Below are 16,829 nucleotides of genomic sequence, written 5' to 3' on the forward strand. Positions count from 1 at the left end.
ATCGCCGATCGTGGCAATATATGCTTCACCTACACAGAACTAAGCCTTTTCATTTTCCATAAAATGAATGTGGCTTTTTACCAGGTGTCATATCAACACCAGTGAGTAAATTAGGTTATCGTCAATAGAGACTGATATGTTCTGTCAATTAAACTATGCGGGTATATTGTGATTCAGGCATCCTCTTAAAAAACACGGCAAATATGAATATTGGAATCGACGTAGAACTAACTAATGACAGCGTTGATTATCCACTCCTCGCCTACAATAATATCTGCACTGCGTATGGCCCCCACAAATTGGCGGTGATGCGCTTAGATGTTTATTCCTTCATCTAAGTATAAGCATAAAGCATGCCACTAATTAAATTGTTAAATATCAATGTGATGGGGTAAATATTGCTATATACATCGATTCATGATGCCTCACGATGATGCAGGCTTATTTTTGTGGGGCACCAAAATGAAACATTACCATTGCGTTTATTCGAGGGTTTCAATTATCGTGCATCTTAAATAGACAACATTCGCAAAGTTCATCATCGAATTTCAACGCAGGGGTTATGCGTATACTATCCACAGGGTTAATCCAGCAGTTTCATTTCCAGCGCACGGCTCATTGCCTGAGTGCGACTGTTGACTTTGAGCTTGCTGTAGATGTTCTTGAGGTGCCATTTCACCGTCTCAACAGAAATAGCCAGGGAACGCGCAATTTCTTTGTTCATCTGGCCGTCGGCGACGAGGTGTAATACCTGAAGCTCTCGCTCACTGAGCGCCCAATGAACATCATGGCTTTCGCTCTGACGCGGTATTCCTCCGCCCTGAACACCCTGCTCTACCCTGTAAATCTGTGTTGCGCCCTGCTCTTTGCAGGCCGCAGAGGATTCGTCCATATAGGTAAGCAAAGGTTGCAATGTCTCGCCGGCATCAAGAAAAATACGCTGGAGATTCTGTTGCTCAGCCAGGTGCAGGACTGGCTGCAATGCAGTCCTGGCCGCCGCGTTTTCGCCGCTCTTCCACAAGGATAACGACCATAGCGTACGCAGACGCGCTGCGGATAGCCAGTCACCCCGACGTTCCTGCTCAGTAACCAGTCCGGCCAGTAGAATGCTGGCTTGCGGCGCCTGGCCTGACGCCAGAAGAAGGCGGCTGCGGCTGACGGCTGCATGTTGAGCGATCGCACGTTGACAAGGATGTTCGGCATCAATTCTGCTATGGGCCGCCAGTTGCTCGAGTTGCCGCTGCCGTTGCTCTGCGCCGGGATAATCCCCGCACTGCAGGCGCACTCTAACCTGCTCGGTTAACAACAAAGCCTGCAGCCGCTGCCACCCGCGAGAGATCGCAAGTCGCTGCGCATGTTCCAGGAGTCGTTCCGCCTCATGCGGCATGTCGTCATGCAAAGCCTGACGCGCAAGATAGGTATAGCAACGACTCAATGCATCGGGTGGACTGAACCGATCGATGAGTTCGAGTCTATCTGCTAATAGATTATCGAGTGAGTCAAGGCTCCGCTGTTCGTAAGCAATTTCCGCCAGCAGCGGTGCCAGCGTTGCGCCGCTGGTCGACTGGGAGCCGGTATAACGCTCAGCCTGACGCAATGCACTTTCGGCATACCGCCCGGCGTTCTCCAGCTCGGCCTGGCAAAGGTGGCACTGGGTGATGATAAAAGCACGGTAAACCGAGACAAACAGATTATCCAGGGGGCTTTCCGGGCAGGGCATATACCGTTGAACCTCCAGGGCCTCAGCGTAACGCTGGTTAACCACGTGGCAGTAGCTAAGAATATTGCATATCAGGCCATCAACCCAGGTGTCTCCGCAGGGCACTTCGGCCAACAGCGGCTGAACAATAGCCATACTCTGCGGAATATTTTCGGCGAAGGCTTCGCAAATCGCGCGCACAACACGCAATTTAAGCCAGGCGCTGCGGGTCATACTCTCACGGTGATTAACGACCATTTGGTCGAGATTATCGAGCAACCTTCTCGATTCATCAAAGCGGAAATAGTGCGCCAGGGCCCAGGCCAGATTGATTTGGAGGTCAATACGCGAAGGGTCATTGCAGTCGGGTAAATGATGCATCCAGGAAACCAGGGTATCTATATCCCCTTCTTCCGCCAGTGACTGCGCGCTGGCACCATCCTGTCCGGGGCTATGAACGGGCTTGCCCACGGCGAGTGCATGGCGTACCGCCTCGGACCACAATCTCTGCTCAACGAACCAATGACTGGCTAGTTCATGTAACTGTTTGGGGTAGATATCGTTGCTCTGCTGCAATATCGTCCGCAGGGTCTCCTGCAAAAGAGGATGGTAGCGAAACCAATAGCCTTGTTCATCAAGGGCTGACAAGAAAAGATTGTGTCTCTCAATCCATGCCAGCATGGCTTTCCCATCGTCACGTCCTGTAACCGCATTGCATAACCCGGCATTTACACGATTGAGGAACGAAGTTTTCACCAGAAAATCGAGCACCTCCTCCGGCAGAGGGTCAAGTACCACCTCTTTCAGATAACGGGCGATGGAGCGTGTTCCTCCACGAATGTTGCGCAGCAGATGTTCTGGATCATTCTGCAATGCCGGGGACAATGACGCGATCTTCATACCCGCAATCCAGCCCTCTGTCGCGGACAGCAGCCGCAGCGCATGCTGATTGCTAAGCGGTACGGCAATCGTCTGGCTGAAATATTTTCGCGTCTCTTCGAGCGTGAACTGCAGGTCTCGATCATAGATTTCCACCAGCTGGTCCTGCGCCTGAAGCTGACTCAGGGACAGACTCGGGTGGATACGGCTGCCGATGATCAGATGTAACGCGGCAGGTGCATGCCTGAGCAAATAGCCCAAGGCTTCATATACACCAGCATCATTAATCATGTGGAAGTCATCGATGATCAGATACAGGTCGTGCGGACAGTAATGTAGCTGGTTAATCAACCCGGCCAGCAGCTGTTGAGAATTAGCGGGCTTCTGTTCTTCTATGTTGCGCCAAAAATCGGCGTCCCAATCGCCATAGAGCGGACGCAATGCTTGCAGCAGATAAGGTATGAACTGCCAGACGTCATCATCCTCCTCATCGAGGCTAAGCCAGGCAACACGTTCACCCTGGTCGATCATTTGCTGATGCCACTGGGCTAATAGCGTGGTTTTACCAAATCCAGCCCCAGCGCAAACGATGCCCAGACGGCGCCACTGAATTTGATCGAGGAGTTGAAGAAGCCGTGAGCGCTGTAGCAGCGGGATAGAGGAGCGTGGCGGGACGAATTTGGTCAGGATGAGCGGCAAGCCTCTCGTCAGCCGCAATGGTCCAGAGACCAGTGATGTTGATTGGCGACCTGCAAAATCCGATGGCTTCATCCGTGGTTGTCTGCTCGTATTGTTTTTATCAATTGTACGCCACTGCTCGGGATGACATGGGACTGCCCTTCTGGATAACTACACAAAATTTATAAAGTTTGACCTCAAGCATGAAAACCCCCACCAACCCACCCATGAAGGTGGCTTCGCACTCTCTGCTGGCGCTCGTAGATTCATTGCATTGGTGTGGTTAGGGTGCACCCACCCTGTCAAATAACCCCGCCCGGCCGACCTTTATTGAGGAGACTTAAATGATGCTTAGCAAAGAGGCGTTGCTACAGGCTTACCGTAAGATGCGCGAGATCAGGACATTTGAGGAGCGTTTGCATCAGGAAAACACCAGCGGTGATATTCCAGGCTTCATCCACCTTTATACCGGTGAGGAGGCCATTGCTGTGGGAGTTTGCGAAAATTTAACGGACGCTGATTTCATCGGTTCTACACACCGCGGACACGGCCACTGTATTGCCAAAGGCTGCGATATTCACGGCATGATGGCTGAAATATTCGGTAAGGACAGCGGATTATGTCGCGGCAAGGGGGGCTCGATGCACATTGCCGACCTCTCAAAAGGCATGCTGGGTGCGAACGCTATCGTTGGCGGAGCGCCTCCGTTAGCCATTGGCGCTGCGCTGACGGCCAAAACCCTGAAGACCGGCAACGTCGGCGTCTCTTTTACCGGTGACGGCGGTTCTAATCAGGGCCTGGTTTTTGAAGCGATAAACATGGCAGTCGTGCTCCAGCTTCCTGCGATTTTTATTTTCGAGAACAACGGTTATGGCGAAGGTACCGGTCATGACTATGCCGTCGGCGGTCGTGATATCGCCAGGCGCGCCGCCGGCTTTGGCTTACCGGCAGTGACGGTTGATGGCACCGATTTCTTTGCCGTTTACGAGGCCACCGCAGAGGCGGTCAAGCGCGCCCGCGAAGGAGGTGGTCCGAGCGTGATTGAGGCCAAAGCCTTCCGTTGGCACGGCCACTTCGAGGGCGATCCAGCCCTATATCGTGCTGAGGGTGAAGTTCAACGTCTGCGTGAACAACATGATCCGCTGAAGATTTTCACCGCCAGGGTCAAGCAACATGTCACCCAGGAAGAACTGGCGGCGATCGATGCGGAAGTTGAAGCGCAGGTCGACGATGCCGTACTCAAAGCCCGCGCCGCTGCTTATCCGGCTCCGGAAGACCTGTTGACCGACGTTTATGTCTCTTACTGAGGGTGATAACAATGACTATAAAAACCTATCGTGAAGCGGTGAAGGAAGCCCTGGCCCAGGAAATGGAGCGTGACGAACGCGTGGTACTCATCGGTGAAGACCTGCGTGGCGGCCACGGCGGAAATGCGCCAGAAGAAGCGAGGATAGAAGCCTTTGGCGGTGTGCTCGGCGTAACTAAGGGGCTGTGGACGCAGTTTGGCTCTGACCGGGTGATCGATACGCCAATTACAGAGTCGGCGATCGTCGGCATGGCTGCCGGCGCCGCGGCAACCGGTCTGCGGCCGGTGGCGGAGTTGATGTTCATGGACTTTTTCGGCGTTAGCCACGACGCACTGTACAACCAGGCTGCCAAATTCCGCTACATGTTTGGTGGCAAGGCCAAAGCACCACTGGTCATGCGTGGCATGATCGGTGCGGGTTTCTCTGCAGCGGCCCAGCATTCGCAGTCACCCTATAATATCTTTGCGACCACGCCGGGACTGAAGGTGGTGGTGCCGTCGACGCCTTATGACGTCAAGGGGCTGCTGATCCAGTCGATTCGTGACGACGATCCGGTGGTGTTCTGCGAGCATAAAATGCTTTATGACCTCAAGGGCGAGGTGCCGGACGAGATTTATACCATCCCGCTTGGTGTAGCCAACTATACCCGCGAAGGAGACGACGTCACCATCATCGCGCTGTCGGCAATGGTACACAAAGCAAATCAGGTCGCCGACAAGCTGGCCAGGGAGGGGATCTCGGTTGAGGTGGTCGATCCACGCACCATCTCGCCACTGGACGAAGAAGGTATTCTGGAGTCGGTGGCCTCCACAGGCCGCGTGGTGATTGTCGACGAATCAGCGGCGCGTTTTGGCTTTGCTCATGATGTCGCCGCGCTAATTGCTTCCCAGGCATTCCATTTCCTCAAGGCGCCGATTGTACTGGTGACACCACCGCACACCCCAGTGCCGTTCTCCCCTGCCCTCGAAAAGCTCTGGATCCCTGACGTCGGGCGTATCGAAGCAGCCGTCCGCCAAGTGCTGGAGGATTAAGTCATGAGCGATATCAAGACGCTTGAAATGCCGAAGTGGGGTCTTTCAATGGAGGAAGGTTTGCTCGCTCGGTGGGCCATCCAGGAGGGTGAAGACTTCACCAAAGGCCAGGAAATCTGTGAAATTGAGACCAGCAAAATCGTCAATGTGCTGGAGGCTCCCTTCGCCGGTACGCTACGTCGGATACTAGCCCGACAGGGAGATACCCTCCAGGTAGGCGCAGTTTTGGCGCTGGCAGCTGACTCTTCAGTCAGCGAGGCTGAGCTGGACGCCTTCGCTGCCAGTCTGGCTACGGTGCCGCCAACGGCCCCTGTCACCCAGGCTACCGAGCCTGCTGTCGCGGCTATCGCCATCGGGAAGCCACCTGGCGTTGTCCCGGCCCCATCCAACAAGCCCCTGGCATCCATTGGGCAAACCGAGGTACCCGTCAGCCTGCGAGGCACGACCAATGCGGCTCAGGTTAATGCCACCCCCCATGCGTTGCGTCTGTCTGCACGGTGGGGTGTCGACCTGCAAAAGGTCCGCGGTAGCGGGCGTGACGAGCGTATCTCTGTCGCTGACCTGGAGAGCGCGATCGTTGCGGCCGGAGGCCGTATAGCCTCACCGAAGCCGCCAGTGCGTTCCAGCAAAGCACCTCGCTCCCATGCCGACGATAGCCAGGTATCGGCAACCCCGCTGGCGCGTCGTCTGGCCGGGAAAATGGGGATCAACCTGCACGACTGTCGCAGCAGCGGTTCACACGGGCGAGTCAGTCGCGATGATGTGCTGGCAGCCGCTTTGCTGCTCGATGGTCTGCCGCAAGCCGGAGCGGTTCAGACGGCGCCACCGGCAGCCTTCGAGACTTTGCCGCTGTCCGGTATGCGGCGGGCGATCGCTGCTCGCTTGCAAATGTCCAAGCAAAATTCACCTCATTTCCGTTTGACTGCCGATCTCGATCTGGAGCGACTATTAGCGTTGCGTAAGGAAATCAACAGCGCTGTGCCCGGCGTCAAGATATCGGTTAACGATCTGCTGGTTAAGGCCTGTGCCCTGGCGCTGGTGGCTGTGCCGGATGTTAACGTACAGTTTGACGAGGCAACCCAGAGCATCCGCCGTTTTGCCAATGCCGATATTTCGGTGGCCGTTGCGCTGCCAGACGGGTTAATTACCCCTATCGTACGTTCGGCCAACAGCAGATCGGTAAGCGAGATCTCCAACGAAATTCATTCTCTGGTCACCAAAGCCAGGGCGGGCACGCTCAAGCCCGAAGAGTTCCAGGGCGGCACCTTTAGCTTGTCAAACCTGGGTATGCTCGGAGTACGGCAGTTTGATGCCATCATAAATCCACCGCAAAGCGCGATCCTCGCCATTGGCGCTGGCGAGCTCCGGGCGGTGGTACGCGACGGACAGATCGTCGCACGCCATCAACTGACCGTATCGCTGTCCTGCGATCACCGGGTAATCGATGGCGCGCCAGGCGCAGCTTTTCTCCAGCAGCTCAAGCGACTGGTTGAAACACCGACCCTGCTGTTGATCCAGGAGACGAGCGATGCACGATAAATACGATGTACTGATAATCGGCGGTGGACCCGGGGGTTATGTCGCCGCCATCCGTGCCGGCCAGCTAGGGCTTCGTACGGCCCTGGTGGAAAAACAGCACCTGGGAGGTATCTGCCTGAACTGGGGCTGCATTCCAACCAAGGCGCTGCTGCACGGCGCAGAGGTGGCGCACAGTATCACCCATGCCAGCCAGCTGGGTTTCACTTTCGGCGAGGTGAATTTCGATCTGCAGAAACTGGTGCAGTTTAGCCGCTCCGTATCGCAACAGCTGACCGGCGGGGTTGAGTACCTGTTGAAGAAGAATGGCGTCACGGTGATAGACGGCACTGCCCGGTTGCGTGGTAAGGGACAGATAACGATAGCCGATGCCAGAGGAGAAGAGCACGACTACCGTGCCGACCACGTTATCCTTGCAACAGGTGCCCGCCCGCGAGCGTTACCAGGCGTAGTGCCGGATGGTGAGCGTATCTGGACCTACTTCGAGGCGCTGCAGCCCAGGTTCTTGCCTAAATCTTTATTGATCATCGGTTCAGGCGCCATCGGCGTCGAATTCGCCAGCCTTTATAACGATCTTGGCAGCGACGTGACGCTGGTCGAGCTAGCCGCGCAGATACTGCCGGTTGAAGACGCCGAAGTGTCCGCCGTGGTGCGTAAATCATTCGAGCGGCGCGGCATTCACGTGCATACCCGGACTCTCGTGACGCAAGTGCAGGTCACCGATACCGGGGCGCGCTGCACCTTGAAAAACGCCGACACCGAACAACTGCAGGAGGTCGAACACGTGCTGTTGGCGACGGGCGTGCAGCCCAATGTTGAAGGTCTCGGGCTGGAAGCCCTCGGAGTCGTGTTGGATCACGGTTTTATCAAGACGGATGCTGCTTGCCGCACCAACGTATTCGGCCTTTACGCCATCGGCGATGTAGCCGGTCCACCCTGCCTGGCGCACAAGGCCAGCCACGAAGGAACAATTTGCGTCGAGACGCTGGCTGGCGTCGAAGGCATACACCCTCTTGACCGCGACTATGTACCCGGTTGCACATATGCCCGGCCACAGGTTGCCAGTCTGGGCTTGACTGAGGAGACGGCACGGGCCAGAGGACGGCCGATCAAGATAGGTAAGTTCGCCTATCAGGGCAATGGTAAGGCGTTGGCCAGCGGTGAGACGGAGGGTTTTGTTAAGACCATTTTCGATGCCGAAACCGGCGAGCTGCTAGGGGCGCATATGGTTGGCGCACAGGTCACCGAACAGATCCAGGGTTTTGGTATCGCCCATCACCTGGAGGCCACACATGAGAGTCTGTTATCGATGATTTTTGCCCATCCGACGCTTTCAGAAGCCATGCATGAATCGATCCTCGCGGCCATCGGTCGGCCGCTGCATCAATAAGTCAATAAAGAAGGCCGCGATAGCTTCGTTGAATGAGGTTACGCCCTTCTGGTTTAAATGTGTTATTTGGTCAATCAGCGGGTTTCTTATGCTCGTTGCAGGCAGAGCTCCCTCCAGCCATCTACTCATCTAAGCGGCTGGGGGGCGTTTCTCCTGAGAACAGGGAGCCTTCCCCGCGCTATGGCATAAGAATGAAATTTATTGCCCACATTTTTGATTCAGGATCCATGATGAGACGGTATTGAGCGCCCCTGGGGAATATGAGTATTTCCTGGACAACAGAAACAACCCCTGTTTCCACAACGGCCACTGAGAGGTAAGCTGATAATCAAACCATTCGCTGCGTAAAAGTCCGTGAGTCGCCCCCGGCAGCTGCATAATACAACGCGGTGTGTCCAAAGGAAGTGCTTTGGTCCAGACAGCGACAGTGTCATCAGGGTCTACATTCCGGTCATCCTTACCCATCAGAATTAATACCGGAGTCCGCATGACGGAAATATATTTCGTCGCATCAGCCCGGGAATTTCTGCGCTCGAAGTCCTGACGCGTACACTGGGTGTTACAGGGGAGAGACGCCGCTTCTTTTGTAAACTGGCGGTCAAAAAGTACGGCTTCATGTTTTTTAGCAGCCAGCACATCAGTCACGGAGTGACCCTCAGCTTTAAGCCGTTGTCCTGTATAGTATATGCCCTGATTCCGCCAGTTTATCGCAGCGCCTATCAGCACGGCAAAGTCAGCTGCTGCCGGTTGGCTTGCCGGAGGTACGACCCAGCCAGCCTGCGAGAACCCAAGATAACCTCCGCGACTGTTTTTCAGTTCTGGCTGTTCTCTCAGTTTTTGTAACGCTAAAACGGCCTCCTCGGAGCGATCTGACATTGTCTGTGCCAACCAGTTACCTGTACTTTGACCCACGCCTGGTTTATCCCATGAAAAAACGGCAATTCCCTGCGAGATAAGGAAGTTAACCAGCGGAATATATCCGCCTTCTGACCAGCGATCCTGCGGCCCGTCGCCATGAATGAGAAGCACAACCGGGGGCGACATCTTGCCAGGAGGCATAATTAACGACCCCTCCAGGAGATCCTGATGATGCTCGAAAGATATAATACGTTGCTGACCGGAATCTGAAATATCGAACCCGGATAACCGACTTAAAAAAAACATAACAAGAGCAATAATAACAATTAAAAATGACACGACATATTTAAGCATACAAAGCTCTTTGGTTATTTGTACATTTAAAAAAAGTTCGGTCCTTTAATGGCTTATGAAAACTATGAGTGTACAGCAGATCCCGTTAGCAATGAACCAGTCGGAACCGCTGCCAGCGGTAGTTAAGATGGTTTACGGCTTTTTTACGGGCAAACAAAACGGCGAAATCAGCAGCTAAATCTGCAAGAGAGTGAATATCATCTGCAATTAATCCCTGAGCGCCGGGAAATGGGCTATCCAGCGCAGGGAACCGCTGGATAGCCGCGACAAAAGATTATCTTCTACTCTAACCAGCCGGCATCGCTCTCATCGGGTCGACAGGCCCTCTTCACCGGAAAGCTATCTCCTCTGCGTCATTTTTAATGGCAACCCGAAAATTTAACCCCATATATTTAAGCCCGGACTTATAGAGATCATTTTCAACAGCAGGCAAACGACATTTAATGAGTAATACTTACTCGCTCATTTCATTCAATGCCTGGGACAATGTCATCAGATTCGGTGGCGTTTCATTCAGGTTCAGTTGCTGCAGGAGAGCATGCAAGTGATCGCTCATGAGATTCTGCGCTCGTTGAGTATCCCCCTCCTGTAGCGCAGCAATAATATTTTTGTGTTCATCACACTGGCAGTGCGTGGTGACATCCTGCTGGTAAAGCATAACTATCAGCGAACTCAGTATCATCAGATTATCGAGGATACCGCGCAGGACGTCGTTACCGGCGATCCGCGCCATAAGCTCATGAAACGCGCCGAGTTCGTAGACAATGCGCCGACGATCCTGAGCATGAAACGACTGGTGCTCGTTATGCTGCTGGCGTGCTATCTCTTCCGCGAAAAGCGCCATTTTCTCCGGCGTGATGCACGAAATGATGGCACACTCAATGGCGCTACGGGCAATAAAGACTTCGTGAGCCTGTTTTGCCGTTGGCCGGGCAACCATTGCACCGTAGTTGGGTTCTATGATGACAATCCCCTGACCCGCCATGCGCTGTAGCGCAGTTTGCACATGATTGCGGTTTGCCTGTAGCGCCTCGACGATTTGCGCCTCAATTAATCGCGTTCCCGGACGTAGCTTATGCTGCCCGATAGCCTGGGTGAGCGCTTCCACCACCCGGTTAACTTCACGCTGCTTTGGCGTCAGTTTTTCACTCATTGCGTTCTCTACCCTGATTTATTCTCTGGTCCAGACCCTTTTCCCACGAAAATAGACTGCCTCAACGGCAGGCAAACGCGCAACTACTTGTGCCGAACAGGCTGCATTCAGCAAGATAAAACTGGCCTCATCGTTCACTTTCGGCCAGGCCCTGTCGCCACTGTCTGTGAGTGGCAGGCAATTCCCGGTGGCGATGGCCAGCGCCCGACTCAGCTCAAACTCGCTACCGCGCGTATAGAGCCGCGCCCAGTCGTGCGCTTTATCCAGCATACTGGCGGAGCCAAACGGCGACCAGTGATCGATAACGCTATCGGTACCGCTGAGCAACCGCACGCCGCGTTCGCGTAAATACGGTAGCGGCATAACGCCCTTGCCTAACGGCAGACAGGAGGCCAGCGATACCCCAAGCTCTGCCATCTGCCCCGCCAGCTCGCTCAGCTCCGCTGGTTCGATTTGCGCCAGACAGTAGGCGTGACTCAACGTCAGCTTCCCGCGCAGCGTCGGCTCCCGTTCCAGCGCATCCAGTAAATAGCGGATACAGGCAATACCGGTGGATTTATCCTCATGCAGATGGTAATCAATGCCCTTTCCTGCTTCGACGGCCAGTTCCAGCGTCGCTTCCAGCGAACGGACCATATCACCGTCCACTTTTGACGGATCCAGGCCGCCGACCCACTCACAGCCCAGCGCCAGGGCTTCACGCATCAGCGACAGCGAACCCGAGCGCAGCAGTCCGTGCTGCGGAAAAGCCACGATCTCACACTGGAGCTTCTCCCGCCAGGGCGCCAGGGCCTCCAGCAAATGCAGCAGGCTTTGCAGACCGCTTACCGGCTCGATATTACAATGGCTGCGAACGTACGTCGTTCCCTGCTGCTGCACCAGCTGCAATAGCGCGTGCGTGCGCTGCACCGAGGTCGGCAGCAGCGTGGGCAGAATCTCCTGTTCAAGGTCGATCATTCCAAAGATGTCCTGTGCCCCGCTCTCCCGCGCCGCACGCCAGGGACCGCCGTAAAAGGTTTTATCCAGATGAATATGCTCGTCGCGGGTGGCCGGGAGCATCAGATATCCCCCGGCATCTAGCCAGGCGACGCCCGGCAGAAGCTGGGTACCGGCGTAGATAGCGCTAATTCTGCCGTCCACAATATCGAGGGTAAACTCCGCACACTCGGTTCCCTGCACCACGCCCTGTCGGCGAATGAACCCCTGCTCCAGGCGGACGTTAGTCAACAAATAGCGTTCACTCATCGGCGTTTCCCCGACTGCAGAGTGGAAAAGAGGAAGGCACAATCTCTGCGAGCGGAGGATGATTAACCGTGCGTTCCGGATAGCTGCGCAGAATATGGGCGAACACGTTCTGCGACTCTGCGTGCAGTTCCGCGAGGTCGTAACCGGCCTGTACCATGCGTCCTTCCCAGTAGACCTTACGCCCGGCAACGATAGTACCGGTGACATCGCGTCCGTTGCCGCTGAGCACCAGCGCGGCGATAGGGTCGAATATCTGCCCCAGCGCAGGTTGATTAAGGCTCACCACGATCATATCCGCCTGGCAGCCCGCTGCGAGTCGCCCCAAATCGTCGCGCCCCAGCGCCTTCGCCCCGCCGAGGGTGGCCATGCGGTAATAATCCGCGCTGCTGGCGGCGGCGATATCGCCGGTCACCACCCGGGTAAGGATCGTGCCCAGATGCATATTGCTGAACATATCCGGCGGGAAGGTATCGGTACCGAGCGCCATATTGACGCCTGCGGCCCTGAGCTGTGGATACTGTTCGAGATATTTCGCGTGACGACCGGACACCATCGGACAGGAGACCACCGTCGCCCCGGAACGCGCCAGGCGATCGATATCCTGCGCTATTCGCTGTGGGTCAGGCCGCTCGCCGCCCAGAAACTGGCCATGCGGTAGCAGCATCCGCCGGTTTAGCAGCCCGACGTCTTCAAGCACCTCCAGCGAACTCTTGCCATTATAACGACGGGCGATTTCGCCGATCTCCAGCTCGCTTTGGCAACAGTGCAAGCGGGTTGGACAGGCCAGCTCCGCCACCAACGCGGCCAGTTCGGCGAGCCACTGCGGATCGCCGCCTTCAATTCTGTCCGGCGCCAGCATCCCGCTTAACGTCGGCACACCGCGCTGTCGCAGACGCTGGAAAAAGCGCTGCGCGTCATCCAGGCCGCGGCGGGCCTGGGCTCTGTCCTCGCGGCGGCTAAAGCGCCCCGAAGCGTCGGTAACATAATATCCGGCCATAAACGCCGGGCCTAGCCAGGCTCGTGCGCCGAGGGACTCCGCGACGTCCGCAGCGTAGAGATATTCATCGAAGTCTTCTGCCCACTGGCGATAGAGGATCGAGGTTATCGGGGCAAAACTAGTGATCCCGTTACGCAGCAGCTGGCTATAGGCATAACGCTTGGCAAAGTCGAGCTGTTCCCGGCTATACAGATCGCGCCGCAGCCAGTCATCGGCAACGATCCGCCCTTTTCGCCAGCCCGGCTGGTTGTCGAATGCCAGCACGGTGGTGTCTAAATCGCCCAGCGCATCCAGGTCGATAAAACCAGGGCCAACCAGGCTGTTACCCGCGTTAATCTCTTCATCAATATGGCCCGGATAATCGTGACCGACAAAGAGGATTTTATCCCCCTGATAGACCACTTCGCCGTCGGCATACAGACAGTGGTCGCCCTGGCGGTAGCCCACCACCCAGGCGGCACGAATGCGCGTTGTTTTATCAGTCATTAAAAGAGGCACTCCCCGTTGTTCGCCACCAGCACACCGCCTTTAAACACCTTCCGCTCGACCGGAACCTCCACCAGCGCTTCCACCATACTCCGTCCGGGGATCAGAACCAGATCGGCGCGGCAGCCTGGCTCAAGACCATAGTTTTCGAGCGCCATCACTCGCGCCCCGCCGTGCGTGACGGTGCGCGTTGCGCGCATAATTTCGCTATCTTTACGCCAGCGATAGCGCAGGCCCATTGTGACCGCACGCTGGATCATGTCGCCGTTGCCATAGGGGCTCCAGGTATCGCGCACCCCATCATTTCCAGCGCAAATTGCCACCCCGGCACGGTCGAGGATCTCCCAAGGCGGTACGGCGATATCTGCGGGCGCGGTCGTCGCGACGCTCACGCCCAGCTCCGCCATCTCTTCGGCAAAGCGCTGCTGCCGGGCAGGATCCAGCATCCCCAGACAAAAACCGTGGCTAACGGTCACGGCATGCTGTTTCTGATAGCGGCGGGTAAATTCCAGGATCAGTTCAAGGCTAAATGCGCCCAGCTCGCCGCGTTCGTGCAGATGAATATCGATTTTTTTATTATGTCGACTGGCCAGTTCAAAAATAATCTGCAGGTGGCGCTGCGGGTCGCGGTCAAAAGAACACGGATCCAACCCGCCGATCAGCTCAGCCCCCATTTCCAGCGCCCGCTCCAGCAAGGCTTCGCTGCCGGTATTTTGCAAAATACCGCTTTGTGGAAAGGCGACAATCTCGATATCTACCTGCTGCGCCAGGCGTCGGCGCGTCTCCAGCACCCCTTCCAGATTGACCAGCCCAATCTCATTATCAATATCCACGTGAGTACGGATAAAAGAGGTGCCAGCCGCAATGCCGCGCCGGGCGATGCGCTCAGACTGAAGCTGTGCATCGGGGACCTGTTCATGGCGGTAGGTGCGTTCGTTGGCAATAATTGCCGCCAGATCGCGCGGAACATCATTGATATACCACTCGCGGCCCAGGAGCGTTTTATCGAGGTGGGCATGACCGTCCACCAGGCCGGGAAAGGCCTGAAAACCACGGCCATCAATCACAGTGGCATGCTCAGGCAGAGCCAACGCTCGCGCTCTGGCCGCAATCTTCCCGTCCTCAAGCAGCAGGTCAACGGGTGAAGAGGAATCAAAAGGCGTTACGCCTTTAAGCAAAATGGCGGTCATTTACGATACCTTCGCTAACGGAATAGAGGTGGAACAGGCCATCACTTCAACCGGGAAATGGCACTCAAGCTGATGATTATCGCTGAGGTTGTGCGCCGGCGGCATCGTCTGGTGGCACAGCGGTTTGGCATAAGGGCAGCGCGGCGCGAATGCGCAGCCTGGCGGTGGCGCCAGCGGGCTGGGCGCTTCGCCACGAATCGGTTCCCGGGCGATGGCGGGCGTATCAAACTGTGGGATAGCCGCCATCAGCATCCGCGTATAAGGATGCGCGGGACGAGCGAAAATCTCCTCGACGCTGCCCTGCTCGACCAGTCTGCCGAGATACATGACTCCGACCCTATCGGAGATATGGGAGATCACCGCCATATTGTGGCTGATAAAAAAGTAGGTGAGCCCATTTTCTCGCTGTAACTTGCGCATCAGATTAAGCACCTGAGCCTGAACCGATACATCCAGCGCCGAGGTAGGTTCATCGCAGATCAAAAAACCCGGTTGCGTCGCCAGCGCACGGGCAATCGAGATACGCTGACGTTGACCGCCGGAGAATTCATGAGGAAATTTATCCAAATCCCCGGCGGCAAGCCCGACCTGCTCCAGCAGCTCGCCGCAATACTCTCTGGCCTGGCGGGTGGTGCCCACCTTTTTCGCCAGCAGCAGCGGTTCTGCCAGCGTTCGACCGATGCGCCAGCGAGGGTTCAGGCTGGCATAGGGATCCTGGAAGATCATTTGCGTGCCGTTTTGCCCCGCTGAACCGGATATTTGCGCACTGCGCCAGGCGTAGTTTATCTCGCCGGACGAGGGCTGATAGAGCCCGGCCAGCGCGCGGGCAACGGTCGATTTACCGCATCCCGATTCACCTACGATGCTGAACGTTTCTCCCTGGCGAATGGTAAAGCCGATGCCGCGGACCGCATGCAGCTCCTTTTTCGCCGCCGGGCGAAAGAGCGACGTTTTTTTCTCCCGCCCCAGATTAAAGCGAATATGCAGGTCGCGGATGGTCACAACTTCCGGGGCAAGGCCCGATGGCTCGTTCATAGCGATTCTCCTTGCGGATGAAAGCAGGCCAACTGGGCCGCGTGTCGGTGGTGCATCAAGGGCTGCTGTTCGCGGCATTGTGCGCTGGCATGCGGACATCGAGGGTTAAACGCGCACCCTTGAGGTAGCGCGTTCAGCCGCGGCATCGCGCCATCAATTTGCTTGAGATACTCATGCCGTTCGCTCATTGACGGAATGGACTGAATCAACCCGCGGGTATAAGGATGTTGAGGATGCCTGATAACCTGCGCGACTGGCCCGGTTTCGACAATGCGTCCGGCGTACATCACCGCCACTCTTGAACACACTTCCGCGACCACCCCCATATCATGCGTGATCAGCATCACCGCCGTACCATGCTGTTCGCATAACCGGCGCAGCACTCCCAACACCTGAGCCTGCACCGACACATCCAGCGCCGTAGTGGGTTCATCGGCAATCACCAGCTGCGGGTCGACGCACAGTGCCAGCGCAATCACCACCCGCTGGCGCATTCCGCCGGAGAGTTGGTGCGGATACTGTTCGATGCGCTGGAGCGGGCTGTTAATCCCGACTTCCGTCAACAGCGAAACCGCCCGCTCCCGCGCTTCGTTAGCCGACAAGGGAAGATGCGTACGGATGGTTTCAATGAGTTGCTGTCCAATGGTCAGCACCGGATTAAGGCTGGTCAGCGGGTCCTGGAAAATACAGCTGATTGCTTTGCCGCGCAGTTGACGCCGGGCTTCATCGTCCAGATTATCGATACGCCGATCGCCAAACCAGATTTCGCCGCCCCGAATGCGCCCAGGGGTTTGTAACAGCCCGGCGATAGCCGCACCGGTCAGGGATTTACCCGCACCTGATTCGCCGACCATCCCGAGGATCTCACCCGGCTGCATCGTCAGCGTCAAATCGTGAATCGCCTGCAGGTTGCCTTTGCGGTGCAGGAACTCAATGCTCAAATTTTTTACTTCCAGTAACGCCTGTAGAGAAGCCGTCATCATCTTTCCTC

12 protein-coding genes are annotated in these 16,829 nt (G+C 56.1%); 4 read left to right on the forward strand and 8 right to left on the reverse strand.

From position 1 onward, the window contains the following. Positions 1 to 583: 583 nt before the first annotated feature. The gene (locus M2416_RS10090; RefSeq protein ID WP_310504010.1) at positions 584 to 3,349 is read right to left on the reverse strand and encodes a LuxR C-terminal-related transcriptional regulator; all 2,766 of its coding nucleotides are present in this window, start codon (positions 3,347 to 3,349) and stop codon (positions 584 to 586) included. A 254-nt stretch (positions 3,350 to 3,603) separates the two neighbouring features. Between M2416_RS10090 and M2416_RS10095 the strand changes: the two genes are divergently transcribed. The 4 genes from M2416_RS10095 to lpdA are packed head-to-tail and all read left to right on the forward strand — an operon-like array spanning position 3,604 to position 8,520. Next, positions 3,604 to 4,563, forward strand: coding sequence for a thiamine pyrophosphate-dependent dehydrogenase E1 component subunit alpha (locus tag M2416_RS10095; protein ID WP_259223985.1), 960 nt, complete (start codon positions 3,604 to 3,606; stop codon positions 4,561 to 4,563). Between the two features lie 11 nt (positions 4,564 to 4,574). After that, the gene (locus M2416_RS10100) at positions 4,575 to 5,594 is read left to right on the forward strand and encodes an alpha-ketoacid dehydrogenase subunit beta (protein ID WP_041145526.1); all 1,020 of its coding nucleotides are present in this window, start codon (positions 4,575 to 4,577) and stop codon (positions 5,592 to 5,594) included. Between the two features lie 3 nt (positions 5,595 to 5,597). Further along, on the forward strand, positions 5,598 to 7,133 hold the full coding sequence (locus tag M2416_RS10105) for a 2-oxo acid dehydrogenase subunit E2 (RefSeq protein WP_259223656.1): 1,536 nt from the start codon (positions 5,598 to 5,600) through the stop codon (positions 7,131 to 7,133). Continuing rightward, positions 7,123 to 8,520 carry a dihydrolipoyl dehydrogenase gene (lpdA, locus tag M2416_RS10110; RefSeq protein ID WP_259223659.1) on the forward strand — a complete coding sequence of 466 codons (1,398 nt, stop codon included), beginning with the start codon at positions 7,123 to 7,125 and terminating at the stop codon, positions 8,518 to 8,520. The genes M2416_RS10105 and lpdA overlap by 11 nt, the downstream gene beginning before the upstream one ends. A 198-nt stretch (positions 8,521 to 8,718) precedes the next feature. On the opposite strand, the gene M2416_RS10115 is transcribed toward lpdA, so the two are convergent. From M2416_RS10115 to M2416_RS10150, 7 genes are all read right to left on the reverse strand, one after another. Beyond that, positions 8,719 to 9,732: an alpha/beta hydrolase family protein gene (locus M2416_RS10115; protein WP_259223661.1), complete on the reverse strand. Its 1,014-nt coding sequence runs from the start codon at positions 9,730 to 9,732 to the stop codon at positions 8,719 to 8,721. Between the two features lie 454 nt (positions 9,733 to 10,186). Next, positions 10,187 to 10,885: a GntR family transcriptional regulator gene (locus tag M2416_RS10125; RefSeq protein WP_259223662.1), complete on the reverse strand. Its 699-nt coding sequence runs from the start codon at positions 10,883 to 10,885 to the stop codon at positions 10,187 to 10,189. A gap of 18 nt (positions 10,886 to 10,903) precedes the next feature. Then, positions 10,904 to 12,130, reverse strand: coding sequence for an amidohydrolase (locus tag M2416_RS10130; protein ID WP_259223663.1), 1,227 nt, complete (start codon positions 12,128 to 12,130; stop codon positions 10,904 to 10,906). Further along, a complete protein-coding gene (locus M2416_RS10135; protein ID WP_259223664.1) occupies positions 12,123 to 13,613 on the reverse strand; it encodes a chlorohydrolase family protein in 1,491 nt (496 codons plus the stop codon). The genes M2416_RS10130 and M2416_RS10135 overlap by 8 nt, the downstream gene beginning before the upstream one ends. Next, positions 13,613 to 14,803 carry an amidohydrolase family protein gene (locus M2416_RS10140; protein ID WP_259223665.1) on the reverse strand — a complete coding sequence of 397 codons (1,191 nt, stop codon included), beginning with the start codon at positions 14,801 to 14,803 and terminating at the stop codon, positions 13,613 to 13,615. Before M2416_RS10140 ends, M2416_RS10135 begins: the two co-directional genes overlap by 1 nt. After that, the gene (locus M2416_RS10145; protein ID WP_259223666.1) at positions 14,804 to 15,838 is read right to left on the reverse strand and encodes an ABC transporter ATP-binding protein; all 1,035 of its coding nucleotides are present in this window, start codon (positions 15,836 to 15,838) and stop codon (positions 14,804 to 14,806) included. It abuts the gene before it with no gap. Continuing rightward, entirely contained in the window at positions 15,835 to 16,818 is a 984-nt protein-coding gene (locus tag M2416_RS10150; RefSeq protein ID WP_041145518.1) for an ABC transporter ATP-binding protein, read from the reverse strand. Before M2416_RS10150 ends, M2416_RS10145 begins: the two co-directional genes overlap by 4 nt. Positions 16,819 to 16,829 lie beyond the last annotated feature (11 nt).

The organism is Klebsiella sp. BIGb0132 (assembly GCF_024810075.1).
Lineage (GTDB): Bacteria > Pseudomonadota > Gammaproteobacteria > Enterobacterales > Enterobacteriaceae > Klebsiella > Klebsiella terrigena.

Bases quoted from the DNA above. Each gene is read 5' to 3' on its own strand.
- M2416_RS10090 (WP_310504010.1), bottom strand. From the start codon at position 3,349: ATGAAGCCATCGGATTTTGCAGGTCGCCAATCAACATCACTGGTCTCT.
- M2416_RS10095 (WP_259223985.1), top strand. From the start codon at position 3,604: ATGCTTAGCAAAGAGGCGTTGCTACAGGCTTACCGTAAGATGCGCGAG.
- M2416_RS10100 (WP_041145526.1), top strand. From the start codon at position 4,575: ATGACTATAAAAACCTATCGTGAAGCGGTGAAGGAAGCCCTGGCCCAG.
- M2416_RS10105 (WP_259223656.1), top strand. From the start codon at position 5,598: ATGAGCGATATCAAGACGCTTGAAATGCCGAAGTGGGGTCTTTCAATG.
- lpdA (WP_259223659.1), top strand. From the start codon at position 7,123: ATGCACGATAAATACGATGTACTGATAATCGGCGGTGGACCCGGGGGT.
- M2416_RS10115 (WP_259223661.1), bottom strand. From the start codon at position 9,732: ATGCTTAAATATGTCGTGTCATTTTTAATTGTTATTATTGCTCTTGTT.
- M2416_RS10125 (WP_259223662.1), bottom strand. From the start codon at position 10,885: ATGAGTGAAAAACTGACGCCAAAGCAGCGTGAAGTTAACCGGGTGGTG.
- M2416_RS10130 (WP_259223663.1), bottom strand. From the start codon at position 12,130: ATGAGTGAACGCTATTTGTTGACTAACGTCCGCCTGGAGCAGGGGTTC.
- M2416_RS10135 (WP_259223664.1), bottom strand. From the start codon at position 13,613: ATGACTGATAAAACAACGCGCATTCGTGCCGCCTGGGTGGTGGGCTAC.
- M2416_RS10140 (WP_259223665.1), bottom strand. From the start codon at position 14,803: ATGACCGCCATTTTGCTTAAAGGCGTAACGCCTTTTGATTCCTCTTCA.
- M2416_RS10145 (WP_259223666.1), bottom strand. From the start codon at position 15,838: ATGAACGAGCCATCGGGCCTTGCCCCGGAAGTTGTGACCATCCGCGAC.
- M2416_RS10150 (WP_041145518.1), bottom strand. From the start codon at position 16,818: ATGACGGCTTCTCTACAGGCGTTACTGGAAGTAAAAAATTTGAGCATT.